The 26,708-nt window shown below is 25.9% G+C and carries 23 protein-coding genes; 5 read left to right on the forward strand and 18 right to left on the reverse strand.

The genetic code is table 11. The features are described 5' to 3' along the window. The first annotated feature begins 19 nt into the window (after nt 1-19). The gene (locus ACYUET_RS04125) at nt 20-1,864 is read left to right on the forward strand and encodes a S8 family peptidase (RefSeq protein ID WP_460277975.1); all 1,845 of its coding nucleotides are present in this window, start codon (nt 20-22) and stop codon (nt 1,862-1,864) included. After that, a complete protein-coding gene (locus ACYUET_RS04130) occupies nt 1,848-3,560 on the forward strand; it encodes a S8 family peptidase (RefSeq protein ID WP_460277976.1) in 1,713 nt (570 codons plus the stop codon). The genes ACYUET_RS04125 and ACYUET_RS04130 overlap by 17 nt, the downstream gene beginning before the upstream one ends. Nucleotides 3,561-3,645: 85 nt before the next feature. Here the strand turns inward: ACYUET_RS04130 and ACYUET_RS04135 are convergent, their stop codons facing one another. Beyond that, nucleotides 3,646-4,122 carry a metal-dependent transcriptional regulator gene (locus tag ACYUET_RS04135; protein WP_460277977.1) on the reverse strand — a complete coding sequence of 159 codons (477 nt, stop codon included), beginning with the start codon at nt 4,120-4,122 and terminating at the stop codon, nt 3,646-3,648. Nucleotides 4,123-4,349: 227 nt separating this feature from the next. Here ACYUET_RS04135 and ACYUET_RS04140 point away from each other — a divergent pair, with 227 nt between their 5' ends. Further along, a complete protein-coding gene (locus ACYUET_RS04140) occupies nt 4,350-4,601 on the forward strand; it encodes a FeoA family protein (RefSeq protein WP_460277978.1) in 252 nt (83 codons plus the stop codon). A gap of 87 nt (nt 4,602-4,688) precedes the next feature. Next, nucleotides 4,689-6,839 (forward strand): ferrous iron transport protein B, encoded by a 2,151-nt coding sequence (feoB, locus tag ACYUET_RS04145; RefSeq protein WP_460277979.1) that lies wholly within the window; start codon nt 4,689-4,691, stop codon nt 6,837-6,839. Between the two features lie 205 nt (nt 6,840-7,044). Here feoB and ACYUET_RS04150 read toward each other — a convergent pair whose 3' ends face one another. From ACYUET_RS04150 to ACYUET_RS04190, 9 genes are all read right to left on the reverse strand, one after another. Further along, nucleotides 7,045-7,863 carry a TraX family protein gene (locus tag ACYUET_RS04150; RefSeq protein WP_460277980.1) on the reverse strand — a complete coding sequence of 273 codons (819 nt, stop codon included), beginning with the start codon at nt 7,861-7,863 and terminating at the stop codon, nt 7,045-7,047. Between the two features lie 36 nt (nt 7,864-7,899). Beyond that, complete coding sequence (locus ACYUET_RS04155; RefSeq protein ID WP_460277981.1) at nt 7,900-9,297, reverse strand: sensor histidine kinase; 1,398 nt, start codon at nt 9,295-9,297, stop codon at nt 7,900-7,902. A 2-nt stretch (nt 9,298-9,299) separates the two neighbouring features. Next, nucleotides 9,300-10,010 (reverse strand): response regulator transcription factor, encoded by a 711-nt coding sequence (locus tag ACYUET_RS04160; protein ID WP_460277982.1) that lies wholly within the window; start codon nt 10,008-10,010, stop codon nt 9,300-9,302. 208 nt (nt 10,011-10,218) lie between these two features. Then, the gene (locus ACYUET_RS04165; protein ID WP_460277983.1) at nt 10,219-10,992 is read right to left on the reverse strand and encodes an ABC transporter permease; all 774 of its coding nucleotides are present in this window, start codon (nt 10,990-10,992) and stop codon (nt 10,219-10,221) included. Nucleotides 10,993-10,995: 3 nt separating this feature from the next. Then, nucleotides 10,996-11,883, reverse strand: coding sequence for an ABC transporter ATP-binding protein (locus ACYUET_RS04170; RefSeq protein WP_460277984.1), 888 nt, complete (start codon nt 11,881-11,883; stop codon nt 10,996-10,998). A 15-nt stretch (nt 11,884-11,898) separates the two neighbouring features. Then, nucleotides 11,899-12,924 (reverse strand): hypothetical protein, encoded by a 1,026-nt coding sequence (locus ACYUET_RS04175; protein ID WP_460277985.1) that lies wholly within the window; start codon nt 12,922-12,924, stop codon nt 11,899-11,901. 279 nt (nt 12,925-13,203) lie between these two features. Beyond that, nucleotides 13,204-13,818 (reverse strand): superoxide dismutase, encoded by a 615-nt coding sequence (locus tag ACYUET_RS04180; protein WP_460277986.1) that lies wholly within the window; start codon nt 13,816-13,818, stop codon nt 13,204-13,206. A 489-nt stretch (nt 13,819-14,307) separates the two neighbouring features. Then, complete coding sequence (locus ACYUET_RS04185) at nt 14,308-14,868, reverse strand: NUDIX hydrolase (RefSeq protein ID WP_460277987.1); 561 nt, start codon at nt 14,866-14,868, stop codon at nt 14,308-14,310. 234 nt (nt 14,869-15,102) lie between these two features. Next, nucleotides 15,103-15,603 carry a GAF domain-containing protein gene (locus ACYUET_RS04190; RefSeq protein WP_460277988.1) on the reverse strand — a complete coding sequence of 167 codons (501 nt, stop codon included), beginning with the start codon at nt 15,601-15,603 and terminating at the stop codon, nt 15,103-15,105. 173 nt (nt 15,604-15,776) lie between these two features. On the opposite strand from ACYUET_RS04190, the gene ACYUET_RS04195 reads away from it, so the two are divergent. After that, nucleotides 15,777-16,487 (forward strand): DUF434 domain-containing protein, encoded by a 711-nt coding sequence (locus ACYUET_RS04195; RefSeq protein ID WP_460277989.1) that lies wholly within the window; start codon nt 15,777-15,779, stop codon nt 16,485-16,487. Nucleotides 16,488-16,542: 55 nt separating this feature from the next. On the opposite strand, the gene ACYUET_RS04200 is transcribed toward ACYUET_RS04195, so the two are convergent. The 8 genes from ACYUET_RS04200 to ACYUET_RS04235 form a co-directional block, all read right to left on the reverse strand. Then, entirely contained in the window at nt 16,543-18,177 is a 1,635-nt protein-coding gene (locus ACYUET_RS04200) for a bifunctional metallophosphatase/5'-nucleotidase (protein ID WP_460277990.1), read from the reverse strand. Nucleotides 18,178-18,479: 302 nt separating this feature from the next. Next, nucleotides 18,480-18,620 carry a hypothetical protein gene (locus ACYUET_RS04205; RefSeq protein WP_460278242.1) on the reverse strand — a complete coding sequence of 47 codons (141 nt, stop codon included), beginning with the start codon at nt 18,618-18,620 and terminating at the stop codon, nt 18,480-18,482. Nucleotides 18,621-18,849: 229 nt separating this feature from the next. Next, nucleotides 18,850-19,782: a glycyl-radical enzyme activating protein gene (locus ACYUET_RS04210; RefSeq protein WP_460277991.1), complete on the reverse strand. Its 933-nt coding sequence runs from the start codon at nt 19,780-19,782 to the stop codon at nt 18,850-18,852. Between the two features lie 277 nt (nt 19,783-20,059). Further along, nucleotides 20,060-22,471, reverse strand: a complete 2,412-nt coding sequence (locus ACYUET_RS04215) for a glycyl radical protein (protein ID WP_460277992.1) — start codon at nt 22,469-22,471, stop codon at nt 20,060-20,062. Between the two features lie 282 nt (nt 22,472-22,753). Then, nucleotides 22,754-23,482, reverse strand: a complete 729-nt coding sequence (locus tag ACYUET_RS04220) for a response regulator transcription factor (RefSeq protein WP_460277993.1) — start codon at nt 23,480-23,482, stop codon at nt 22,754-22,756. A 45-nt stretch (nt 23,483-23,527) separates the two neighbouring features. Further along, nucleotides 23,528-24,811 carry a PocR ligand-binding domain-containing protein gene (locus tag ACYUET_RS04225; protein WP_460277994.1) on the reverse strand — a complete coding sequence of 428 codons (1,284 nt, stop codon included), beginning with the start codon at nt 24,809-24,811 and terminating at the stop codon, nt 23,528-23,530. Between the two features lie 208 nt (nt 24,812-25,019). Next, nucleotides 25,020-25,649 (reverse strand): DUF305 domain-containing protein, encoded by a 630-nt coding sequence (locus ACYUET_RS04230; RefSeq protein WP_460277995.1) that lies wholly within the window; start codon nt 25,647-25,649, stop codon nt 25,020-25,022. A 130-nt stretch (nt 25,650-25,779) separates the two neighbouring features. Next, nucleotides 25,780-26,616 (reverse strand): aldo/keto reductase, encoded by an 837-nt coding sequence (locus ACYUET_RS04235; protein WP_460278239.1) that lies wholly within the window; start codon nt 26,614-26,616, stop codon nt 25,780-25,782. Between the last annotated feature and the right edge of the window lie 92 nt (nt 26,617-26,708).

Consider the following 26,708-nt stretch of genomic DNA (forward strand, 5'->3'; position numbering starts at 1 on the left):
TAATTTTTAGGAGTTAAATATGAATAATATGCGTGATTGTAATTTATACTATGATCCGACTCCAGCTAACTACTTAATTGAATATAGAGGGAATTTTAAAGAAAAAATAGATAAAATTCCTTATGCTTGTGGAGATATAATTAATCAAAATATGGCAGTTATAGCGGTAAATCCTATTGATTTGTCTAGACTTTTAAAAGATGTACCTGAAATTATATTTGTTGATTTTAGAGGAATGTTTGTACTTCAAGATATTTCTCCAAGTGCTGTTGATAATATAAGTACTATTAAAGTTAACCCTTATTTAAATTTGACAGGTAAAGGTGTATTAGTTGGAATAGTTGATACTGGGATTGATTATTTAAATGAAGAATTTATTAAAGAAGATGGTACTTCAAGAATAGTTGGAATTTGGGATCAAACTATTAGAAATACTTCTAAAAATGTTGTTCCTTTATATATTGGTACAGAATATTCAAATGAACAAATAAACAATGCAATTAATGCCCGTAAAAATAATCAAGATCCGTATCAGATTGTCCCTTCAAAAGATGAAATTGGTCATGGAACCAAAGTTGCAGGAATTATTGGTGCTAGAGGATATAACACTCAATTTCAAGGGATAGCTAATGATTGTGAATTTGTTGTTGTAAAACTATTTGAATCAACAAATTTTAAACAAACTCTAATTGAAAATAGACTTAAACCTATTCCTGTATATAATCCTTCAGAAGTTTTAGCAGGAATAGAATATATAAAAAACTTTGCTATAAAAACTAAAAGGCCACTTGTGATATATTTGGGAGTAGGAAGCACTGAGGGTAGTCATGATGGTATGAATATGATTTCTAGATATGTTTCCTCTATCGCAAGTATAAGAGGAATAGCTTTAATAACTGGTGTAGGAAATGAAGGTGATTCTCAAGGACATGCTACTGGACATATCAAAAATGTAAATGATGTAAAAACAGTTGAATTAAAAATATCTAAAGAACTTAAATATTTCTCATTTAATATTTGGATAAGAAGCCCCAATAGAGCCTCTTTGACTGTAACATCCCCGACTGGAGAATCATCTAAGTTAATTGAATCCAAAATAGATAAAGTTCAAACATTTAATTTCGTTTTTGTAAGTACTAGTATGACTGTTAGATACTATACACCTGAATATTATACAGGGCATGAAGTTGTAAATGTTACTTTTAATAATATAAAACCAGGAATATGGAAATTTGAGTTATTGGGAGATTATATAACCGATGGAAGATTTGACATTTGGCTCCCACCTAAAAACACTTTACCAGAAAATACAGTATTTCTTGAACCAAATGCCTTTAATACATTAACTATACCATCAACAGCTTTTAATACTGTTACTGTCTCCTATTATGGCAATGATAATTCTTTAATTGCTGCTTCTGGAAAAGGATTTAATACTAATGATAATATTACAATTAACCCTGATGTTGCTACTATAGGAATAAATATTTTAACAACTCAAGTTTCAGGAGGGGTTTCATTAATTTCTGGAAGCTCTGCAGCTACTGCAATAGTAGTAGGCTCTTGTGCTCTTTTATTTGAATGGGCAATTGTAAATGGAAATGATCCTTCTATGTATTCAAAAAAAGTTAGAAGTTATTTAATGCATGGAGCTTATAGAAATAAATTATTTACTTTTCCAAATGAAGAAACTGGCTATGGAGATTTTGATTTATTAGGAATATTTGATTTTATTAGTAGGTCGTATAGAGATTACAATAGGTATAGAAGTACATATGATAAATTTATTGAATATTATAAAGGTAAATTATTTATAAGAATTCCAAAAAACATTATGGAGGGGGTTTATGAAAAGAGACGTTAATGTTCCAAGAGATATTTTAAGTAATCCAAATTTTGATAATTACATTGTTCAATATGAAGGTGATATTATTAAAGAAGTTTCAAAAGAACCTAACTATTATGTAGTCGTAGTTAATGATAAATATGCAATAATATCTGTACCTAAAGACGTAGAACCAACTGAAATATTGGTGAAATTTTCTTCTATTGTATATGTAAAAGCTGCTGAAATGTATACTCTTCAAGAAATTTCACCACTTGAAGCTTCTCAAGCTAACTTTTTACAGTTACAATTACCTTTAAATTTAACTGGAAAAGGTGTTAATGTAGGAATTATAGATACTGGAATCGATTATCTATCTGAAGAATTTATGAATTCAAATGGAAAAACAAGGATTGAATATATTTGGGATCAAACCATAAACGATCATGTTGATGATGCTAAAGTACCTTTTGGTAGTGTTTATACAAAAGATAAAATAGATGAAGCAATACAAGCATATAGAAATGGGAAATCACCATATGATATAGTTCCAACAAAAGATGAAATTGGTCATGGAACAAATATGGCTGGAATAATAGGTAGCACTGGGAAAAATCCTAATTTAAAGGGGGTTGTTCCAGAGTGTAATTTTATAGTTATAAAGTTAATACAAGATATTTCATTTAAAAAACAATTTAACGTAGATATACCTGTATTTAATATAACATCTATTTTTGCAGCATTAGAATTCCTATATCGATATTATTTACGTGTTAATAAACCGTTGGTTATATACTTTCCTCTTGGAAGCAATTTAGGAAGTCATACTGGAAATGATATTTTAGAAAAGTATTTAGAAACAATTTCATCTAATAGTGGAATTGTTATTGTAACTGGAGCTGGAAATGAAAGAAATAAAAGAGGTCATGCTTCAGGTATAATTCCTACTAATGATGGATTAAGCATAATGGAAGTAGATGTGGATCCTAAAGAAAAAAATTTGTGGCTTGAAATTTGGATTCCCTCTCCAAATGTAATGTCTGTAGATATAATCTCTCCTTCTGGAGAAAATAGTGGAACAATGACTGCTTTAATTAATTCCACTGAAGTTTATACATTTATATTTGAAAAAACATCAATAAGAGTTAATTATTATTTACCAGAAGAATTTACTGGTGATGAGTTAATACGTATTAGATTTTATAACATACAATCTGGAATATGGAAAATTAGATTAAAAGGAAATTATGTTTTAGATGGGAATTTTAATGCCTGGTTATTTCAAGGAGGTATTAAACAAGAAAATACCGGATTTGGCGGAGCAGATCCTTATAACACAATTACTAATCCTGGTAATTCTGAATATGTACTTACTGCTGCATCTTACAATCAGAATAACAATAATATAGTAAATTATTCTGGTATGGCACCTATAATTAATTTTATAGATAAAATTAATGTCGCTGCTGGTGGCGTAAATGCTTTAACTGTAGCACCAGATAATAAGATTGCAACCGTTAATGGGACAAGTGTATCTGCTGCAATATTGGCTGGAGCTTGTGCTATGTTATTTGAATGGGGAATTGTTAATGGTAATTATCCTTATATGTATTCGCAAAGTATAAAGACTTTCCTAGCTAGAGGAACTAGCAAAAGAATAGGTGATATATATCCTAATCAACAGTGGGGATATGGAATTTTAAATATATTAACCATGTTTGAAAATATGACATAATAGTTTCTTTAAGGAATTGTCTCAAATATTGTATTTTGAGACAATTCCTTTTTTAATTATATAAATTAATTATATAAATTAATTTTTATTTTAACTTTGTATTTTCTTTAAATTGTATAAATTTATTTAAAATATCTTTATTATTTTCCAAAAACATATTTAATAAGTTTATATTTTCAACAGTTTCAAATCCTATTACATGTTCTATTAATTCAGTCTCTATAAGTACTTCTTCTTTCCCACCTAAGAAGGTTAGAAAATCTTCTATAATTTTATGTCTATCTAAAAGATATTTTCCTAAGCTTGCTCCATCCTTTGTAAGCTCTATAGCACCATATTTTTCATAGTTTATAAGTGATAAATCTCCAAGTTTTTTCATCATTTTAGATGCTGATGAATCTCTTACATTTAACATTTCAGCTATTTTCTTTAATCTTATAGTTTTGTCTTCTATACTACATCTATATATCATTTCTAGATAATCTTCCATTGCTGGAGTAAGCAATTTTCTTGTTAAATTTATGTTTTCATATCCTCTTACTGTGTGAAAATCATGTTGCATTCTATCACCGCCAATATTTTTATATTTATTTTAATTTATGAGTGTCACTTCTTAATTATTTCTCATATGTTAGTTTAGAGAAAGATTTTTTTCTTTAAACTAACTCTTTATGATATTAAAAATTTAGTCATAATTTTTCTTGAAATGTTGGCTTAGAGAAAGATTGTTTCCTTAAACTAAATTTTTAAGCTTAATATAATTTTTTATTTAAGAAGGAGGTAATTATCATGAATGATAATTCTTTAAATAATATAATTCCACTTAACTCTCTTCCTATAGGAGAAAGATGTAAAGTAAATCATCTTGTTGCTAATGGAATAATTAGAAGAAGATTTTTAGACCTTGGATTAATAAATGGTACAGAAGTAGAATCCCTAGGTCAAAGTCCATCCGGAGATCCTATAGCTTATTTAATTAGAGGTGCTGTTATTGCTATAAGATCTGAAGATGCTTCAAAAATTCTTGTTGAAACAATTTAGTTATATATCTAATAACTATTTAAAGTTTTTTTATAAAATAACTAAATTTAATAATAAATTTAATCAATACTATAAAGGAGTTTTTTAATGGGTTTAACTAATCAATCTACTGGTACTAATGCTTTAGATAAAGAACTTAATCTTGATAGAACTTCTAAAGATAATAAAGTAATTGCACTTGCTGGAAACCCTAACGTTGGTAAAAGTACAGTTTTTAATAATTTAACAGGATTAAATCAACATACTGGAAATTGGCCTGGTAAAACAGTAACTAATGCAACTGGTAAATATGTTTATAATAAGAAAGACTTTACTTTAGTAGATATTCCCGGAACATATTCACTTATGGCTAATTCAGTAGAAGAAGAGGTTGCCAGAGATTTTATATGTTTTGGAAACCCTGATGCTACAGTAGTTATTGTTGATGCTACTTGTCTTGAAAGAAATTTAAATCTTGTTTTACAAACACTTGAGATTACAAATGATGTTATTGTTTGTGTAAATTTAATGAATGAAGCTAAAAGAAAAGGTGTTATTATAAATATACAAAATTTGTCTTCATTATTAGGAGTTCCAGTGGTTGCCACAAGTGCAAATATTGGTGAAGGTTTAGATGAACTTAAAAAATCAATTTATGATTTAACTTTTAACAAAGTAACTAAAGCTCCAATAAAAATTAAATACAGTGATACTATAGAAAAAGCTATTTATTTAATAGAAGATAAACTACATCCAATATTACAAGATAAAATAAATACTAGATGGGTTTCTTTAAAATTATTAGAAAATGAGGAGAACTTATTAAACTCTATAAATAATTATATAGGATTTAATATATCTAAAAATGAAGAGATTTTAAAATCTATTTCTAATGCAAAAGAAATTTTAAAATCTAATGGGTTAGATAATCAAGCATTTAGAGATGAAATAGTAACAACACTAATAACTAAAGCTGAAAACATAAGTAAAAATGTAGTATCATTTACTTTAGAAAAATATAATGATTCTGATAGAAAAATAGATAAAATATTAACTTCAAAAAAGTTTGGAATTCCTATAATGATATTACTGTTAGCAGTTGTATTTTGGATAACAATAGAAGGAGCAAATGTTCCATCAGAAATTTTGGCTAATTTTTTATTTGCAATACAGGATAGATTAACAGAATTTTTTATTTCAATTGGTGCTCCCGTTTGGGTAGAAGGTGTAATAGTTCAAGGAATGTATAGAACACTTGCCTGGGTCATATCTGTTATGCTTCCTCCAATGGCCATATTCTTTCCTCTTTTTACATTGCTTGAGGATTTGGGATATTTACCTAGAGTTGCTTATAATTTAGATAATTTTTTCAAGAAATCTTGTGCTTGTGGAAAACAAGCCCTTACAATGTGTATGGGATTTGGATGTAATGCCGCTGGAATAATAGGTTGTAGAATTATAGATTCTCCTAGAGAAAGACTTATTGCAATAATCACCAATAATTTTGTTCCTTGTAATGGTAGATTTCCTACCCTTATTGCAATAATTACAATGTTTTTTGCTGGAATGTTTATTGGACCTTTTCAATCAGTAGCATCTACTATAATATTAACTTGTGTAATTATTTTAGGAGTATTTATGACTCTCACTGTATCAAAGATATTATCAAAAACTATTCTAAAAGGTATTCCTTCATCATTTACTCTAGAATTACCACCTTATAGAAAACCCCAAGTTGGTAAAATTATAGTTAGATCAATATTTGATAGGACTTTATTTGTTCTTGGTAGAGCTATAGTTGTTGCTGCCCCTGCTGGAATTGTTATATGGATAATGGCAAACATAACTATAAATGATATTAGTATTTTAACTCATTGTGCAACATTTCTTAATCCTTTTGCACATCTTATTGGTTTAGACGGATATATATTGATGGCATTTATATTAGGATTTCCTGCAAATGAAATAGTAATTCCAATAATTATTATGAGTTATATGGCTACAGGTAGTATGCTAGAGTTAGAAAGTACATCTGAACTTTATAATTTACTTACTGCTAATGGATGGACATGGCTTACTGCAGTATGTGTTATGCTTTTTTCTCTCATGCATTGGCCTTGTAGCACTACATGTCTAACAATAAAGAAAGAAACTCAAAGTTTAAAATGGACTGCAATATCTTTTTTAGTCCCTACGATTACTGGTATAGTTATTTGTTTTATATTCACTACTACTGTCCGATTACTTGGACTTGCTTAATAAAGTAAATATATATGTTGCAAATTTAAGTACTCAACAAAAGGCTATACATTTCTTTAATTTATTGAATAATTATTATTACAACATATATATAATTTTATTATTTAAGAAATCTTTATATATGTCAAAAAATCCAATGTGAAAAATTCCACTTTGGATTTTTTGATGTTTAAATATGCATTAATTTAAAACATAGTCTTATATCTTATTTTACTAACAGAATCCCTAATATATATAGTATGTAAACATGTAAAGGGTAATATAAATAAAATAAGTACTTCATTCCTCTGCCCTTTTGATTATTATATAATAACATAAATGGTAATGCTCCTATCATAATCCATTGATAATTTGATAAAAAGCTATTACTTAAGCTATAATCGCCATGAGCATTAGCTACATATATAAATAATGTAAATAATGTATATGCTATGGTTAAAGCTATTTTTTTATCTCTACATAGATATAAAATTACCCCTAGAGCAACCCATGCTATGCCACCTTCAACTAAAAATGGTGTAGGAATTAATAAGAAAACTACTTGAACTATACTTGGTGGTAAAACAAATAATGTAAATAATACTATTATTCCTAATAACGATGGAATAATAATTAATGATAATCCTAAAACGATATGTTTAGAAGTTTTTTCAGACTTAAATCTTTTTATAAATTCTATACCTTGTAAATAAAGCGTAGTTAAAAATAATGTAGCAAACATATTATTAATTATAGGCATCCCAGTTGGATGAGGTACAATTTTTTGCACTAACGAATTTCCTAATCCCATAATTATAGACCATATATATAATCTTATAATATATTTCTTTCTATTACGTGTATGGTAAAATCCTTCTACAACCATAAATATAAATAAAGGTGCTACTATTCTTCCTATCCAGTGAAACCATATTGGAACATTCATTGTATTTGGCATAAAGTATGCAATATGGTCAAATGTCATTAATATAAGAGCTAATATTTTGATGGTAAATCCATCAAACCCTTCTTTAAAAAGTTTCATAATAATTCCCCTAACATCTTCAATTTCTATTTATCGTTATAGTGTTATAGTAATTTGAGTTCCTCTTCCTAATTCACTTTTAATTTCAATATCTCCATCATGATTATTTATTATCTCTTTTGATATAGCCATTCCTAAACCTGAACCTTTATGAGCTTCTCCAGTATTCGTTCCTCTATAATATCTATCAAAAATATGATTTAAATCTTTCTTACTAATTCCATTTCCATTATCTTTTATTGCAATTGTTATTTTATCTATTTTTGTTAATTCTATTTTTATAGAAACATCTTCTTTGTTATGAACTATTGCATTAAAAATTAAGTTAGTCAAAGCTCTTTTTAGGAGTATGGTATCTACTTCTTTCTCTATAACATCTATATTAGTTGTAAATTCTATGTCCCTATTTTCATATCTACTATCATTTAGTATATCAATTATTATTTCTCTAACTAATGCTACTAAATTAGTATTTTGTTTATTTAAAATTACAGCATTATTTTTCAATCTTGTTGATAAATTAAGTTCATCTACAAGCTCTTTTATATATTTAGATTTACTATATATTATTTCTGTATAATCTTGAATTTCCTCTTTTGAAAATTCATAATCTTTGTCACTAATAATTTCTGAATACCCTTGAATAGACGCTAATGGTGTTTTTATATCATGTGTTATATTAGCTAGCCATTCTTCTCTCATTGCTTCAAGTTCTTTTCTTTCTATTTCATTTCTTCTTAATGTATCAGATAAATCATTTATATTTTCAAATACTTCTTTATATATGCCGTTATTTTTTGTATATAAATTATAATTTCCCTTTGATAATATATCTATATTTCCGATTATTTCTGATATAGGTTTAGTTAATTTTCTGCTAAATAAATATCCAAATATTAAAGCAATTAAAGCATCTATGATGAGTGTTACAATTACTATTATTTTTATTTGATATATAGCTGCATTTAAAGAATAATTTATTGTTACCCTATCTGCATATGAACTAGGTAAAGCCAATATTATATTTACATGACTATTAGTTAAATTTTTTTCTAAAACAAAATTTACATATGGTCTCTCTTTATATTTATAGGTATTAACTATATCAAAAGGAGTGTACTTCTTAGGTACTTCTTCTGGCATATTTATACTATATATTTCTTCACCATAATCATTTAGTATTTGTATCCAAGCGCCTAACTTTTCTAATAAATTAATTCCATCTTCTGATACAATTAATTTTCCATCTTTTTCATACATATATTGCTCAAAATCTCTTGAAAAATTCTCTGGACTATTTAAGTTTTTATTATTTTTTATATTTTGAAAACCAGATAAATAAAGGCCTAATATAGTCATAATATTTAGTATTACTACTAATATAACAACTGTAACAATAGTTAATATGAATTTCCAAGTTACCTTCCACTTCATTTTTAGCCTTCCTTTACAGATAGTTTATATCCTAACCCTTTAACAGTAACAATATATTTTGGCTTAGAAGGGTCATCTTCTATCTTTTCTCTTATCTTTCTTATATGTACCATTATAGTATTATCAAAACCAATATAATCTTCTCCCCATACTTTATCGCACAATTTTTCTTTACTTATAATTTGATTTTGATTATGTGCTAATAAAGATAATATTTTAAATTCCTTAGCTGTTAATTCTATTGTTTTTTCACCTTTTGTTATTTCTGCTCTATTTTCATTTAATATATAAGGACCAAATTTTATTGTTTTTTCCTTGCTTTCTATATTATTACCTTCATTAGTATAATTTGCTCTCCTTAAATGAGCCTTTATTCTAAAAGCCACTTCTTTAGGACTAAATGGTTTAGTTATATAATCATCTCCACCGATAGCAAATCCTAATATTTTATCTAGTTCCTCTGTTTTAGCTGATAAAAATAATATAGGTACATTAGAATTATTTCTTATATTTTTACATATTTCATAACCTTCTCCATCTGGAAGCATTATGTCTAATATGACTAAATCAGGTTTTACTCTTTCAAATTCAGCTATCCCTTCTTTCATGGTCTTGGCTGTATATATTTCACTAAAACCCTCTTTTTTCAATACCGTTTCTAATAATTTTAAAATTTCAATTTCATCATCTACTATTAATATTTTCTTATCCATATTTAACTCCTGTTCTTTATTTATCTGATTTATAATATTACTTATATTTTTTATAGGTAATATTATAATATCGGATAAACTCTTTTATTTCTTAAATTAATAAAGTATTTATTTAATTTAAACTCTAATTAACTTTAAAAATTAATTAATACTATGTAAACTATTCTCATTTTACACTAATAGTAGATATTATAAAATGCGTTTATAATTAAATTCTCTTACTATTTGTAAAATTTTTATAAGCTATTAAAGGCAATATAATTATTAATATTATTGATATAATAATTGATAATATTCTATACATAAATGGAATTTGATTACTAACCATTAATTGACTCATCATAGACCAATTAGGAGTTAATGCTATAAAGTTTAATAATGATTTTGATGCCCATCCTTGAATAAAGAATGGAACTGCCATAATTGCTCCTCCTAGTATAAAAGGTATTACTGATGATTTAAATGCTGATGATAAAGTTAATCCTATTTGTGCAAATAAGAATGAACCTAGTATTATAGATGCTATAACAATTAAATACATTTGTAATATTGTAATATCTGATCCACTATTTTTAAAATACCATAGATTTTTAATTGGCTCATTTAAATTTTTAAATCCTTCAAGTACAAATGCTCTTAAACCTACAATTAATGCAAATGAAGTATTAATTAATGATAAAGCTATTCCACCTGCTATAGCTTTTGCTATAGCTATATATTTTTTACCATTCTTTGTTGTATTTATTAAACCAACCATATTAGATTCATATTCTTTTGTATAGTTTCCTGATATAACTATAAACATTACTAATCCAATAAGTGGAATTGATCCCTCTATCTTATAGAATATATCTGCATAAGTTTCTAATATTTCAAATTTTCTTATTAAAATAAATCCAAAAGCTAATAAAAATCCCCAAAGTATTAAAACACTTTTTTTGCTTAATATTTTTCTCAATTCTGTTTTTACTAAATTTGTCATATATTACACCTCTTTTGCATTTTCTAAATCAAAATAAAACATATAAACATCTTCAAATCTTGCACATGTTGGCTCTACATTTTTTTCATTTGGCGTTGTATCTGATACCACTCTTAATATAGTTGAATTAATATCTCTTTGAATGCTTACAACCTTATATTTATCTTGAATTCTATTAAGTTCGTTCTCATCATTAACAATTATGTTATAAACCTTATTATTCATATCTGATAATATTTCTCTATGAGTACCTTTCATAAGAAGTTCACCTTTTTTTATCATTATAGTTTCTTTTGCTACTGATTCTATATCTGATATTATATGAGTTGAAAGTATTATTATTTTATCTCTTGATATCTTAGCTATTAGATTTCTAAACCTAGTTCTTTCTTGTGGATCTAATCCTGCTGTTGGTTCATCCAAAACTATTATTTTAGGATCATTTAATAAAACTTGTGCTATACCAACTCTTCTTTTCATTCCACCTGAAAATTTACCAATAGCCTTATTTCTTACATCATAAAGACCAACTAATTCTAATAATTCATCTACCCTACTATTTAAATTTCTTCCACTTATTCCTTTTAATGCACCAACATATTTTAAAAACTGTTTTGCTGTAAAATTTTTATATACTCCAAATTCTTGTGGCAAATACCCAATAATGTCTCTATATTTATCATCTAGTTCAAATATATCCTTACCGTTATAACATATTTCCCCTTTATCTGGTTTTATAAGAGTTGTTATTTGTTTCATTAAAGTTGTCTTACCTGCACCATTTGGTCCTAATAATCCATAAACTCCATTTTCTAATGTTACTGTTATACCATCATTAGCTCTTTTTTTTCCGTATACTTTTGTTAAATCTTTTATTTCTAATTTATTCATAATCAATTCCTCCAATTATCTATTTATATATTTTGTTCTGCTTATTCCAAAGCATAATGTAGTTGAAACTATAAAAATCACTATTAATACAATTATTATTAGATTTATAATACTAATTCCATGACCAAGTACACTAATTTCTCCCATATAGCTTCCAATTATATTGTTAAAACTAAATATCAAATCATAATAGTTACCATATGAAAATACTGAAAGTATTATTGATGGCATAAATTTTATCGTTGTTATCACCTTTCCTAAAACAATAAACAATCCAAAAATACTTATTGAGCTTATAGATGATATACTTATGAATGAACAGAACATTGATACCATAGCCCATCCCTCAAACATTAAAAATGCTATTATAATATTTTTTAATACATACTGATTTATTGTTGGATTTCCATTTAGCATTGCTATATTATCAACTATTCTAAATGCTTCTAAATTTCCATTAATAGGTGAACCATACTCAATATAAGTTATAATAAATGCTACCGATAAGTATATGCTATAAATTACTATAGGAATTAAAAATGAAACTATTATCTTAGAATTTAATGCTTTCTTTTTTTGTTTTGATGAAAGTATAATATCTTTTACTGATGATATTATTTCATCAGTATATAGGTTAGATATAATTATCATTATAATAACAAGCATTGCTATATTTATAAGTGGGTTTGTTGCTCTATAGTTAAACACTTGCCAGAATCCTACATCTTCATATTTTGAACTTTTTAAATTATCAATTTTTTCTTTAGCGATTGAGGTTAATGTTTTTGAAAATTTATCTCCATTATTTTCTTGATTAACCATTCCATCTAAAACTGATAATTTAATATCAAATTTTTCATTAGCTATTTCTAACTTGTCCCTATTATCTTGAATATATCCTTTTTGTTCATCTATATAAGAATTTGCTGTTTCTAATGTTGGTTTTATAAATGACATTATTAATAATGTAAAAGCTAATATTGTTAATGAAATTATCATTCCTTTAGATTTAATTAATTTTTTAATTTCCCATCCTATCATTTTTTGTCCTCCATTTCTGTTTTGCTTTCCTGTCGATATTTATATATTAATATCTCAAGCTTATATAAATATAACCTTAACCTTAAATCATCCTTAATTAGTAATTAATCATATATTATTGGGTACAAAATTTCTATAATCTTAGATTTTATCAAACTTTTAGGATTTAAAAATTCTATAATTTATTAGAAAAAAATCGAGTAGAAGGTAGATAAAATAATTATCTACCACTACTCGATTAAGCATAGTGCTAATTGTTTTTAAATTTTTACATATTCATTAAATTGAAAAATTCATATATAATCCTTCTACTTTTCCCCAATCAATTACATTCCAAATATTTTTAACATAATCTGCTCTTAAATTTTGATATTTTAAGTAGTAAGCATGTTCCCAAACATCAATACATAATATAGGGATAAGGCCGTTGCTTAAAGGATTGTTTTGATTTAATACACTTGTTACAGATAATTTTCCATCTTTATCTTTAACTAAAAATCCGTATCCTGATCCAAATTGTCCTATTGCAGCATTGCTTATTTCAGTTTTTAAATTTTCTAAATTTCCAAAAGTTTTGTTTATTTCATCTAATAATTTTCCTTCTGGGGCTTTTTTAGGTGTTGGAGAAAGAACAGAAAAATATAAATTATGATTAAATACTCCTCCGCCTTGATTTATTACTCCTTGTCTAATTCCTTCAGGTATAGATTCTGTATCTGATAATATTTTTCCTAATGATTTTCCGTTCGTAAATTCTTCATGACCTTCTAAAAGCTTATTTAAATTAGTTACATATGTTTGAAGATGTTTATTATAATGTATATTTATTGTTTCCTTATCTATATATGGTTCTAAAGCATCATAAGCATATGGTAAATCAATTTTATTAAACATAAATATCTCTCCTTCAATTAAAATATTTTATTTCTTTTTAATATAGTATGGATAAATACCCTCTCTTTTATAATATAGTACTGTTTATTTTTTATTTATAGGATAATTATAGCATAAACTTGTATTAATTAATAGTATTTATTAATTAATTTTAATTGTTTATTGATAAATATAATATGATTATATTTTAATATAAAATATATAAATAAATATAAATAAGTTTTATAATGTAAATTAAGGTTAGCTTAAAAATAAAAGCGTAGAGTAACTAATATTAAACTATATTAGTTACTCTACACCGTTATTTAATAGTATTTAATTATTCTAATCATATTGTTTTACTACTTTGTTGTCTTTAATTAATTTTGCTATACTTCCTTATCCTACATTACTTGAAGCTCTATATACATTCCTAGTCTTAATTCCGCTAAAACACAATCTGATTCAATATAAAACCCATAAATTTCTTCTGATATAGCATAATATCTTTTAATACATATCTTTAATTTTTTTATTAAATTTATTATAAAGTTTTATCATATCTGGCTCATTAGAATAAAGATGTATTTCATTTATAGGAATCCATTTAACTCCACTATTTTCATCTTCTTTAACAATAAGTTCTTCACTTTCATCACATTCTAAAAGATAAGCGATAGATAAATGTAAGTGAGCTGAAACATAGTTTCCATTTTTAAAGTGTCCTACAACAGGCAAAACATCTAAAGATAATATATCAGAAGTAACTGGTCTGACCTTTTTAACTCCAGTTTCTTCTTTAGCTTCCTTTATTGCAACATAAAGTAAATCATTATCACCATCAGCATGTCCACCAGTCCAAGCCCAAGTTTTATAAATGTTATGATGAATCATTAATACCTTATCTCTATTTTTATTTACTATATATCCAGAACTTGTAATATGTGCTAGAGGATTTTCTCTTGTAAGTATATTATTATATGTTTTAATACACTGTAAAATTAATTCTTTATCTTTTAATTCTTGTTCATTATATGGTATATAACTTTCTATTTGTTTAACCCAATTCATAAATGCTCTCCTTATATATTGTATCTTAGTATTATAATTAATCCTTTATTAATACTTCTTAATATTAATTATAAAAAATAATCATTGCCGCACCATTATTCCTGTACTACGTTTTGAAAGGGTGTATGGCTAAAAAAATCCATGCTCCACAGTCGCTTAGCGATTGTTTTATTTAAATATTTAATGAGTTCTCTTTAGAAGATATTTTCATAATAAATAATCAACTATAAATGTTTAAATTATAGTTTCCCAATTAATATATTTATTAAGTATATTAACTGCAGTTTCTAAATATTTTTGTTCTATTTCTGTAAATCTTTCAAATTCATCACTATCTAAGTCTAAAACTCCATATAGTTTTTCATTTTTTATTATAGGTATAACTATTTCAGAATTTGAAGCTGCATCACATGCTATATGTCCATCAAACTCGTGAACATTTTTTATAAGTAATGTTTTTTTATTTAATGCAGCTGTCCCACATACCCCTTTCCCTATCTCAATACTTGTACATGCTGGCATTCCTTGAAATGGTCCTAAAATTAATTTATTTTCTTTAACTAAATAAAATCCACACCAATTTACTCTTCCAATTAATGCATTAATGAGTGCTGATGCATTACAAAGCTTGGTTAAATCCAAATCATCCCCTTCAATTAACCCTTCCAACATTATAATCATATTATCAAGTTTACTTTCAATACTTAAATTCTCAAATGATTTTATATCAAACATATTTTCACTCCTTTATAGTTATACAAAATACTTATATTCATTAATAATACAACTTAATCTTTTATATTTAAATAGTACTATACTATTTAAATATAAAAACTACAATAAATTCTACCAAATATAACAAATAAAAGTTATAATATTATTTATTATAACTTTAGGAGGTAAAGTTTATGGCACAAGTAGTGCAAAGAGGTTTTGTTTCTTCAGATAAAATTGAATTTAATGATAAAAATTTAGAACTTTTAAAAAAAGCACAAACTGATATATGTTTTTTATTAAATCGTGGATATGGATTAGATAAAACAATTGAATTTATAGGTAATCATTTTCTATTTTCAGCAAGGCAAAGATTAGCATTAAAAAGAGTTATATCTTCACAAGAAAATATTAAAGTAAGAGAAAAAAATGAAGTTAAAAACTCATATAAAGATAGTACAGTACATATTGATGGATTAAATCTAATTATAACATTAGAAGTTGCTTTATCTAATTCTATTCTCTTTCGTTCTATGGATGGAACAATAAAAGATTTAGCTGGGCTTCGTGGAACTTATAAGTTAATTGATAAAACAGATATTGCTATTAAATTAATTGGTGAAAAATTAAATCAAATGAAAATTAAAAAGGCTATATTTTATCTAGATTCTCCTGTTTCTAATACTGGTAGATTAAAAATGAGAATACTAGAATTACTTTCTAATTTTAACTTTGATTTGGAGGTTTTTCTTGTACCTAATGCAGATGTTATATTGAGTAAATTAGATTATGTTATAACTAGTGATGCAATTATATTAAATACATGTAAAAGTTGGATTAACTTATGTTATAAAATCATAAGTGAAGATTTATGTAATGTTTCATATATTGATTTTTATAGATAAAAATAGACTATCTCAAAGACATAAAAAGTTTTTTGAGATAGTCCTTAACTAATTTTTATGCTGCTGTTTTAGTTGCTAATGTATTTGATATATTATTTATTCTTGAAATATTTGCATTTGGTATTGTGTTTTTATTATTATTCTTATTATTTTCTTTACACCAATCTATAAATGAATCTCTTACAATAATATGAGTATCATTTGCTGGATCTGATCCTCCACAATTTTTAAATGCTAAAAATCCATCTCCACCTGTAGCTAGGAAATCTGGCACAGCTGCTGTTAAAACTTCAGTATCACTTATTGCAGTTCCATCTTCTTTAGTTATATTAGTAATTCTATTTCCAGATGGTAATTTAGAATCATAAGTAAACTTAATTCCTGACACTTGTATACCTTTACCACCATCGCAAACTGCTTGTTCTAAAACTGCCTTTAAATCAGATTTTTTCATATTTAATTTATAAATTGTATTATCAAAAGGCATAAACTTCCACATAGTTCCTACTGTAATATCACCAGTTGGAATATCTATTCTTAATCCACCATTATTTTGAAACCCTACTTGTGCATTAACAGCTTCTCTAGTAACATCAGTTGACCAATTTCCTAATACAGATGATCCGTATGGAGAAGTTTGTTGTACTCTAATAAGATCTTTATCAGTATTTCTTCCAATAACTTCATTAGTTATTGGAGCTGTTTTTTCATTAGAATCTTTTACCATCTTGTCTATATCATTATCAATATTTGGATTTTTGCTCTTATATCCATTTTCATTATCTAAAGCAACATATGATTTTTCATAAGATGGTGTTTCAAACTTAACTTTTTTATCGTTAGTTACTGTTAATTTAGCATTTACATAACCTTTTCCATAAGAATTAGCTATATAAACTGGTATATTAGTCTTTGTAGCAACTGCAGATACTTTTGAGTGAGTATGTCCTCCAAATACTGCATCTACATTTTTAAGGTTATTAGCCATGTCAAATACTGGTCCTGTAGCATTGTCCCTATTATCGCCTTCATGGACTAATACTAAAGTTACATCTGCTAGCTTCTTTTCTTTAATTTCTTGTGCAACTGAATTTATTTCAGTTGTAAGATCTTTAAATTCATAATTTTTTACAAAGTCAGGTAAGACAATTGATGGAGTTTCTGTTGTAATACCACCTATAACTGCAATTTTAATTTTATCTTTAGTTATAATTTTATATGGTTCAAATACTCTTTTCCCTGTTGTTTTATCATAAAGATTGCTACAAACTATTGAGTATCCTGCACCTTTCATTGTAGTATTGATTATAGTATCTAGTCCCCAATCAAATTCATGATTTCCAAGAGTAGTTACTTCCATTCCTATTTTAGTCATAACTTCTTGAACTGGAACCCCTTTCATAATGTTAGATGTAGCAGACCCTTGATATAAATCTCCACCTCCAAGAATTAATGTTCTATCTGGATTAGATTTTTTTATATTGTTTAATCTCTCAGCTAAAACTGCTGCTGCTGGATTTCCAGATGAATCTGTTAATGCACCATGAAAATCTGTTATTTCAACAATGTCAAAATTCTTTACATTATCTTGAGCATATGTTATTAATGGAAATCCTGTTAGTAATGTAATTGATAAAGATAATGTAGTTAAAAATGAAATTACTTTTTTAGATTTTAGTAAATTTTTCAAAATAAAATCCCCCTTTTACGTATATTTTGTATTTTTACATAATAATCCATCAAAGTAATTATATCCTATTTTGCCCTTGTTTTCCATTAATAAATGTTTAACCAAAACATAGATTTTTTAATTTTATATTTATCTTGTTACTTTAATTAAACATATCATTATTAATAACTCAACAAATAACCATTTCACTAGTAATAGGCTTTATTTATTGTGAATTTATTATTTGTATATGTTTTCTTGTAATCTTTTAATATCTTTTTTCATTATTTAACATATTATTTAATACTTATGCTTATGTAAATTTATTCCAGTCTATTTTTAACCTTTTCCAAATAATTCTTTTGCTCTACTATATTTTCTTCAAAATTTTCTACTGCATTTTTAGTGAAATTTCCTACTCGTGACATATTTAAAAGTTTTTCTTCATTAGTCTTTTTACTCATAATAAATACCTCCTATTTAAATTAGTTAATTTTAGTTAAGTTTTAGTCAATTATTAATATTTAGAACTTAACCTATTTCAAATATTATTATTCCAAAATATATAAAAATTTATTTCTATATATTTTAAATTTTCAACTTAAATATAGAATATAAATTTTTTAGATAAATATAAAACTCCCTCAAAATACAAAGATATTTTGAGGAAGCCATTTTATTTTAATTATTGGTTTAATGGGCACCTATATTACATTTTAGTCCTATATTTTCTACTATTTTTTTTAATTCTAACATAGTCTCTTCACTTGGTGTATTAATATCATCTCTTACCATATAATTTCTTCCTAAACATTCATATTTATTTAAACCAAACCTATGATAAGGTAATAGATGAATTTCTTTTATATTATTTAAACTTTTAGTAAATTTAGCTATATTTTCTATACTTTTAATATCACAATTAAACTCTGGAATAATAGGAACTCTAACTATAATATTAGCTCCTAAATCAGACATTAATTTTGCATTTTCTAAAATTAGTTTATTACTTGCACCTATATATTTTAAATGCTTATTTTCATCAGTTGTTTTAATGTCTAATAGTATCAAATCAACCCAAGGCATTACTTTTTCTACTATATTTTTATTTATATAGCCAGTAGTTTCTATAGCAGTGTTAATGCCTCTACTTTTGCATCCTTTTAATATCTCTAAAGCAAATTCATCTTGAAGAAGTGGTTCTCCACCCGAAAGGGTTACTCCTCCATTTGATCTTCTAAATTGAACAGACTCCTTATTTAATTCATCTAAAACCTCTTTAACACTCATTTCTTTTCCTGAAATAACAAGTGCTCCCGGATAGCAACTCTCTACGCATTCTCCACAATTAATACACTTATCTCTATTTATTCTATTATCATTATTAAAGTTAATAGCATTCATCTTACATATAGTTTCGCATTTATGACATCCTGTGCAATTTTTTATATTAAAAAGTAATTCCTTATTTTTATTTTGAGATTCTGGATTGCTACACCAAGCACAAGATAATGGACATCCTTTTAAAAATACTATAGTACGTATACCTGGTCCATCATTAACTGAAAATCTTTGTATATTAAAAACTGTTCCTACCTTATTTAAATCCACTTCATTTTTTAGCATAGCTTTTTCCTTTCATAAAAGTATTTTAAAAATATATAAGTTCCAATAAAGTTTATTCACTAATTAACTAGTATAGTTAAGAACTTATATAGAAAATTTATTATATTGTGGTTCTGTTTTAAAGAAAATTTAAATTATATTTTTTAAGCTATTTAAAAATTTATTGAATTAGGTGAAAATAAAATTATTTATAAATGTAATTGTGAAAAGTATTATTCTTCCTTAAACTTTCTAACAAAACAGAACCATATTTATTTAAAATTATTTATATAGGCAATTATAAATTTTGTTCTGTCCTCTTTATAATATCCTCTTGTACACCTTTATCTAAACAAATAAACTGAGCACTATATCCAGCAACACGAACTATTAAATCTCTATATTGTTCTGGATGTTTTTGAGCTTCAAGAAGAACTTTTTTATCCACTACATTGAACTGTATATGCATACCTTTTTTATCAAAATAGCTTCTTATTAAAGACCCTAAATTTTTCAACCCATTGTCTCCTTGTAAAGAGCCTGGATTAAATTTTTGATTAAATAATGTTCCACTTGGTGCTGAAAAATGTTCTAACTTCGCTACAGAATTTGCAGCAGCAGTTGGCCCATTTAGGTCTGCACCTCTTGTAGGAGATACCCCATCTGCTAATGGCTCATATGCATTTCTACCATCTGGAGTTGCACCAACTAAGCTTCCTAAATATACATTATTTGAAACTGGATATAAACCTGGTATAAATTTTCCACCACGTTGATTTGTATATTTTTCTACTTCCTTACAGTAAATAAGTGCTCCTTCACGTGTAAATTCATCTACTTCATCTATATCATTTCCAAACTTAGGAGCTCTATTTAAAACTAATTGTTTTATATCTTCATATTCAGATTTTTTAACTGAATCACTTTCATTTTCTCCAAAATTACTATCAACAGCTTCTTTTAATTTTGACAATGTAATCTTATGCTCATCAAATATAAGCTTTTTGATAGCCATAAATGAATCACCTACATTTGCAATTCCAACACCTAATGGACCTGAGAAACGATAATGTCCTCCACCATCTTGAATTGATTTACCTTTTCCTATACAATCATCAAGCATAGATGATAAAAATGGTAATGGTGCTCTTTCTGCATGCGCAATATCAACACAGTTATCCGCTGCAACCATATGAAATACAAAATATTCAGTTTGTTTTTTATAAGCTTCTATAAAATCATCTACATTAGTAAATGAAGTGAATTCTCCTGTTCGAGGACCAACTTGTTTTCCGTTAAGTCTTCCATTATTTAAAGAAAGTTCTAATACTTTTGCTAAATTAAAGAATGCCGCATCATACCATCCATCAGTTTTTCCTGGTTTTTGTGGTTCAACACAACCTACAATTGCATAATCTCTAGCATCTTCTATAGTTAAACCTTGATTAATTAAAGTAGGAATTATAACCTCATCATTATAAAACGCTGGAAGTCCAGTTCCTAAACGAGTTAATTCACAAGTTCTAATTAAAAATTCTTCTGGAGTGTTACTCCAAATTCTAACTGAAAGTGATGGTTGAGGTAACTTTAAGCTGCCTGTAGCTTCAAGACACATGTAAGATAATTCATTTGTTGCATCTTTTCCTTCTGGTGTTTGTCCTCCAACAATTAAATTTTGAAACATTGAATATCCACTAAAAGCTTTAGTAGTTGTTTCATCACGGACTTTAGTAAGATCATTAAACTTAACCCACAAGCAATGAAGAATTTCTGTATTTTCTTCTTTAGTTGCAACTTTGTTATTTATATCATTTTTATAATAAGGATACATGTATTGATCAAAACGAGCTGGAGATATAGCATGTCCATTTGATTCTAAACTAATAATAGCTTGTACAAGCCAAAAAGATTGACATGCTTCATAAAACGTTTCTGCAGGATTTTCTGGAACTTTATCACATATTTTTGATATGTTTAATAATTCATTTTTTCTGTGAATATCTGTTGTTTCCTCTGCCAGTTTTTTAGCTAGCTTTGAATATCTTTTTCCATAATTTATTGCTGCATTACAAGAAATTATTACTGAATCCCAAAATGCTTTCTTTTTAACATATTCAGGGTTACTTTTATCTGCATTATTTATAGCATCTTCAGTCTCTTTAATGATTCCTAAAAAACCTTTTTCTAATACTTTAGCATAATCTACAGATATATGACCTAAACCATTGAAATGATAATTTGCAACTGTAAACACTTTTGTGTTCATTGCATTAATAGTTTCGTTAGACATATAAGAAGATGCTAATTCACTAACAGTTTTACCGTGCCAATATTCAAACACTTCTTTAAGCTTAGATTTTGTTTCTTCTGGAATTTTAAAAAAATCTGATGTTCTTTTTTCAAGTTTGTCAAACTCATCAACTAACCATTGATTTGAAAATTCAGGGAAAACTTGACATGATCTAGGATTTTTAGTTAAGCTACCTACAATAAGTTCTCCATCTCTAATCACTATAGGAATTTCATTTAAAATCTTTTCAAGTGCTTTAGCTTTTCTAATAATTATAGGTTCATTTTCTGTTTCCTTAAAAGACTCAGTTAATATTATTGCTCTTTCTGGTTCTATACATGGAACAGCTGAAAGTATTTCTTCTTTTAATTTTTCCACTCTTTTAGTCGGTTTAATAAATCCTTTTGATAAAATATCCATTTTTCTCCCCCTTTATTAAAGCATATTTTAGCATTAGTATGTTTTAAATAGATGCTAACACTTTAGTTAAATATTAGTACTATTTTTAAACATATAATTATGTAGGTTATTTTATAGAATACGTTTACTTAATTAAGTAACTACCTACTTCTTATATACTATAATACAGGTTAATTGAAATATTTTTTAATACTTATATGTCCATTATTATTATAATTTTTTTCCAAACATTATAATAATCAGTATTTTTATGATTTATTATGGTATTTTTTTAACCACCAACTATACTTTTATGCTATATTTATCTCTATATTCTGAAGGTGTAATTCCTGCTATTTTTTTAAACACTTTACAAAAGTAGTTTGGTTCATTATATCCAAGATTAAATGCTAAATCATTTATACTAACATTAGTTTTCTTTAATACACTTTTTGCTTCTTTCATTCTTAAATCAGTTAGGTATTTATTGAAATTAACACCTACATATTTCTTAAAGCTCTTACTAAAATATGTAGTGCTATAATTCATATAATCTGCTACATTTTTTAAAGTTATATCTGTTTTAAAATTTTTTTCTATATAAATTAAAGCTAGTTTTAATTTATCCTCATTAGATAAATTTTCATCTAAGGATTGTTTTTCATTATTCTTAATATACTCACTTAATATTTCTATAACTTTTTCTGGCTTTAGGGGTTTTAATAAATAATCATCAGCTTTTATTTGTAAAGCCTTTTGTAAAAATTCAAAATTATCATAAACACTCATTAATATAATCTTTATATCTTTATTCTTTTGTTTTATTATCTTAGTTGCTTCAAATCCATCTATGCCAGGCATTAAAGTATCCATAAAAATTATATCTGGATTTAAATCATCATTCATTTTAACAACTTCATCTCCATTATGCGCTAAACCAATAATATTAATATTTTCAATTTTTTTGTATATGATTATTTTTAAAGCTTCAAGTTCTAGAGCCTCATCAGAAGCTAGTAATACCTTACACATAATAGTTTTCTCCTCTCATTAATCAAATTACAAGTTAATAAATATCTAAGCTAATGGTAATTTAAAGCTTACTGTAGTACCTACATTAACTTCACTTTTTATTATAGCCTTATACTCTTCCCCATAATATTCAATTAATACATTATTGGCGTTATATAAATTTGATTCTAAAGAACCATTAATACATTTTCCATTTAAGATTGAAAATAATTCATCTTCTTGAATACCAATACCATTATCTTTAATAAAAATAACTGCATCTTTTTCATCATAATATCCTTTAATTTCAATTAATCCTCCCTCTTTTTTAGGACATAATCCATTTAATATAGAGTATTCTATAAAAGGTAATAAAATCATAGTTGGTATTTTTACTTTATTAATTCTTTCATCTATATCAATTTCATATTTTATTCTTTCACCAAATCTTGTTGATTGTATTTTTAAATATATTCTAATATTTTCTATAGCTTTTTCTAATGAAACTAAAGTTCCAATATTTTTAGAATTATATCTAAATAATTCTGACAATGAATAAATCATATCCTGAGTTTTAGGAGCATCTTCTATCAATGCAAGACTTGATATTGTACTTAAAGTATTGAGCATAAAATCAAGACTTATAGGCATTTGCAATGAATTCAATTCATAAAGTTTAATCTTTTCTTCTAATCTTTTCTTTTCTTCTCTCTCTTTAAGTAATTTAATATTATTAAAACTTAATTCTTCTTGTACTGATATTAACTCTGATTTTTCAACTAATAAATTTACTATTATCTCAACTAAAGAATAAATTGATTTTATCTTAGAATAATCAATATATTTTGTCTTGTTAAAATCCTGTAATAATTCGGAATTATTCTTACACATTTTAGAATGATAGTTTGATTTTTTAATTGGATCTACTTTATCTTCATTAGTTCTAACTTGTCCAAAAAAAATTGCACCAAGATAATTATTATTTACAATAATAGGGGTAGCAACATCTACTAATCCTGCTGGACATTTAAATACATATGGTTGTTGTCTTATGGCAGCTTCTAATCCCGCATGTGCATTTGTCTGATAACATATTTTCATCCCTTCTTGAGTACTCCTAACTTTACTACAAAAATCACAAAAATTTGAATAGTTATTAATAGGATTTCCTTTAAAATCAACTATGTTATAAGCAAGCCCTGTAATTTCTGCTAGCCTATCTTGTATAGATTGTAATAAACTGATATCTATTATCTCATTTAAATTTCTACTATTAAGCACTGAAAAATCAACTACTTTCTTTATCTCTATATTATGTAAAATTCTAATAATATTATCCCATACTACCAATACATGTCAAGTTACTCTTATTTTCCTTTTTGTGTTTTTTTATTCTTTTAGTTTTTTCTTTTATTTTATTGTGTTGTTTATTGTTAAAGGTATGTTACACTAACGTTATATTAATTACTTATAAAAAATAAGCTACCCTAATATTAAGCTGATTAATAAACATAAAAAATGTTATTTACTTAATTCTAGAATAGCTTATATTTAAATTTTATACTGCTTTTAAAAATTTTTTCATCTTGTCTATTTGCTTACTTTTTACTTTTTTTATATTTGTTGCTGCATCTTCCACTTCTTTATTGTTTGTATATTTTAATATATTATCACACATTTTAATTACGCTTTCATTATGTACAATAAAGCTTTTTAAAAACGACTTATTAATATTTTTCTTATCTTTATACTTTTCCATTTCATTTTTAGCTTTAATATAAATTTCATTGTTAAGCTTATTGTAATTCTCTTGTTTATCTAAATCAAAAATAGAATCCTCACCTAAATTAGCTGTAATATATTCAATCCTCTCATTAGATAAAAGCTCTTCCTTCAGTGATGATTTTGCAAAATTCTTAATATCAGAATTCTTTCCAAATTTTATCATATTTTCTAACATTGATACAGATACCTTATTATGTATTATCATTGTATATAAAAAATCACTATTTAAATCATTAGATTTACTTAAATTGTTAATATCTTCTTTCATAGTTTCAATAATCTTCTCATAAGATTTAGAATAAGTTGATTCATTTGTTTCTGCTAATGTATGTATACTTATAAATGATACAAATGTAACAAATGATAGTAATACAATAAAAATATTTTTAATTAGTTTTTTCATATTTTCCTCCTAAGATAGTAGATTATATTTTATTATTAGAATAATTTGTTGTTTTTATGCAAAAAAAGAGAAATAAATTAACATTATTTTCTTAATGCTAATTTATTTCTTTTAATTATATCTATATATTCTATTTATGACCTTGAGAATAAATAATATCAGGATTAGATCCACACCTAAGTTTTTCATTTAATTCATTAATTCTCTTCATGTCTTCATTTGTTAATTCAAAATCAAATATATCTGCATTTTCCTTTATTCTAGATGGTTTTATTGATTTTGGAATAGTAACTACTCCCATTTGTAAATCCCATCTTAACACAATTTGAGAAATGGTTTTTTTATATTTTTTTGATAATTCATCTAGAAGTTTAATTTTAAAAATACCACCCCTCATTAGTGGTGACCAAGCTTCTATTTGTATATTGTTTTTATTACAAAAATCCATTAACTCAGATTGAATTAGTTTTGGATGAAATTCTATTTGATTTACCATTGGAGAAATCTCTGAGTCTTTTAATAAATCCTTTAAATGATTTACAGTGTAATTACTTACTCCTATAGCTTTAACTCTGCCTTCATTATAAAGCTTCTCTAAAGCTTTCCATGTCTCTTTGTGTAATGGTTGAGGCCAATGAATTAAAAATAAATCTAAGTAATCTGTTCCTAACCTTTTTAATGAATCTTCAAACGATTTTATAGTCTTTTCATAACCTTGTTCAGTATTCCAAACCTTACTTACTAAAAATATATCTTCTCTTTTAATACCACTTTCTTTTATAGCAATACCAACACCTTCTTCATTCCCATAAAAAGCAGCCGTGTCTATATGTCTATATCCAATCTTTAAAGCTTCTTTTACAGAATTAATTACACTTTCTCCAGACTCCACCTTATAAGTACCAAAACCAAGTAAAGGCATTTTAATTCCATTACTTAGTTGAACACAACTTGTTATATCCATAATTTAAAATTTTCCTTTCTAATAATGTATTTACCCAATAGCTTGTTTATAGAATTACTATATAAATGTAAGCATATAAATCAAACTTTTAAGAT

Source organism: Clostridium sp. CTA-5, assembly GCF_054768135.1.

Bases quoted from the DNA above. Each gene is read 5' to 3' on its own strand.
- ACYUET_RS04125 (WP_460277975.1), top strand. From the start codon at position 20: ATGAATAATATGCGTGATTGTAATTTATACTATGATCCGACTCCAGCT.
- ACYUET_RS04185 (WP_460277987.1), bottom strand. From the start codon at position 14,868: ATGAATTGGGTTAAACAAATAGAAAGTTATATACCATATAATGAACAA.
- ACYUET_RS04190 (WP_460277988.1), bottom strand. From the start codon at position 15,603: ATGTTTGATATAAAATCATTTGAGAATTTAAGTATTGAAAGTAAACTT.
- ACYUET_RS04170 (WP_460277984.1), bottom strand. From the start codon at position 11,883: ATGAATAAATTAGAAATAAAAGATTTAACAAAAGTATACGGAAAAAAA.
- ACYUET_RS04165 (WP_460277983.1), bottom strand. From the start codon at position 10,992: ATGACAAATTTAGTAAAAACAGAATTGAGAAAAATATTAAGCAAAAAA.
- ACYUET_RS04130 (WP_460277976.1), top strand. From the start codon at position 1,848: ATGAAAAGAGACGTTAATGTTCCAAGAGATATTTTAAGTAATCCAAAT.
- ACYUET_RS04220 (WP_460277993.1), bottom strand. From the start codon at position 23,482: ATGTGTAAGGTATTACTAGCTTCTGATGAGGCTCTAGAACTTGAAGCT.
- ACYUET_RS04140 (WP_460277978.1), top strand. From the start codon at position 4,350: ATGAATGATAATTCTTTAAATAATATAATTCCACTTAACTCTCTTCCT.
- ACYUET_RS04180 (WP_460277986.1), bottom strand. From the start codon at position 13,818: ATGTTTAATAAAATTGATTTACCATATGCTTATGATGCTTTAGAACCA.
- feoB (WP_460277979.1), top strand. From the start codon at position 4,689: ATGGGTTTAACTAATCAATCTACTGGTACTAATGCTTTAGATAAAGAA.
- ACYUET_RS04160 (WP_460277982.1), bottom strand. From the start codon at position 10,010: ATGGATAAGAAAATATTAATAGTAGATGATGAAATTGAAATTTTAAAA.
- ACYUET_RS04175 (WP_460277985.1), bottom strand. From the start codon at position 12,924: ATGATAGGATGGGAAATTAAAAAATTAATTAAATCTAAAGGAATGATA.
- ACYUET_RS04210 (WP_460277991.1), bottom strand. From the start codon at position 19,782: ATGCTAAAAAATGAAGTGGATTTAAATAAGGTAGGAACAGTTTTTAAT.
- ACYUET_RS04230 (WP_460277995.1), bottom strand. From the start codon at position 25,649: ATGAAAAAACTAATTAAAAATATTTTTATTGTATTACTATCATTTGTT.
- ACYUET_RS04135 (WP_460277977.1), bottom strand. From the start codon at position 4,122: ATGCAACATGATTTTCACACAGTAAGAGGATATGAAAACATAAATTTA.
- ACYUET_RS04215 (WP_460277992.1), bottom strand. From the start codon at position 22,471: ATGGATATTTTATCAAAAGGATTTATTAAACCGACTAAAAGAGTGGAA.
- ACYUET_RS04155 (WP_460277981.1), bottom strand. From the start codon at position 9,297: ATGAAGTGGAAGGTAACTTGGAAATTCATATTAACTATTGTTACAGTT.
- ACYUET_RS04195 (WP_460277989.1), top strand. From the start codon at position 15,777: ATGGCACAAGTAGTGCAAAGAGGTTTTGTTTCTTCAGATAAAATTGAA.
- ACYUET_RS04150 (WP_460277980.1), bottom strand. From the start codon at position 7,863: ATGAAACTTTTTAAAGAAGGGTTTGATGGATTTACCATCAAAATATTA.
- ACYUET_RS04205 (WP_460278242.1), bottom strand. From the start codon at position 18,620: ATGAGTAAAAAGACTAATGAAGAAAAACTTTTAAATATGTCACGAGTA.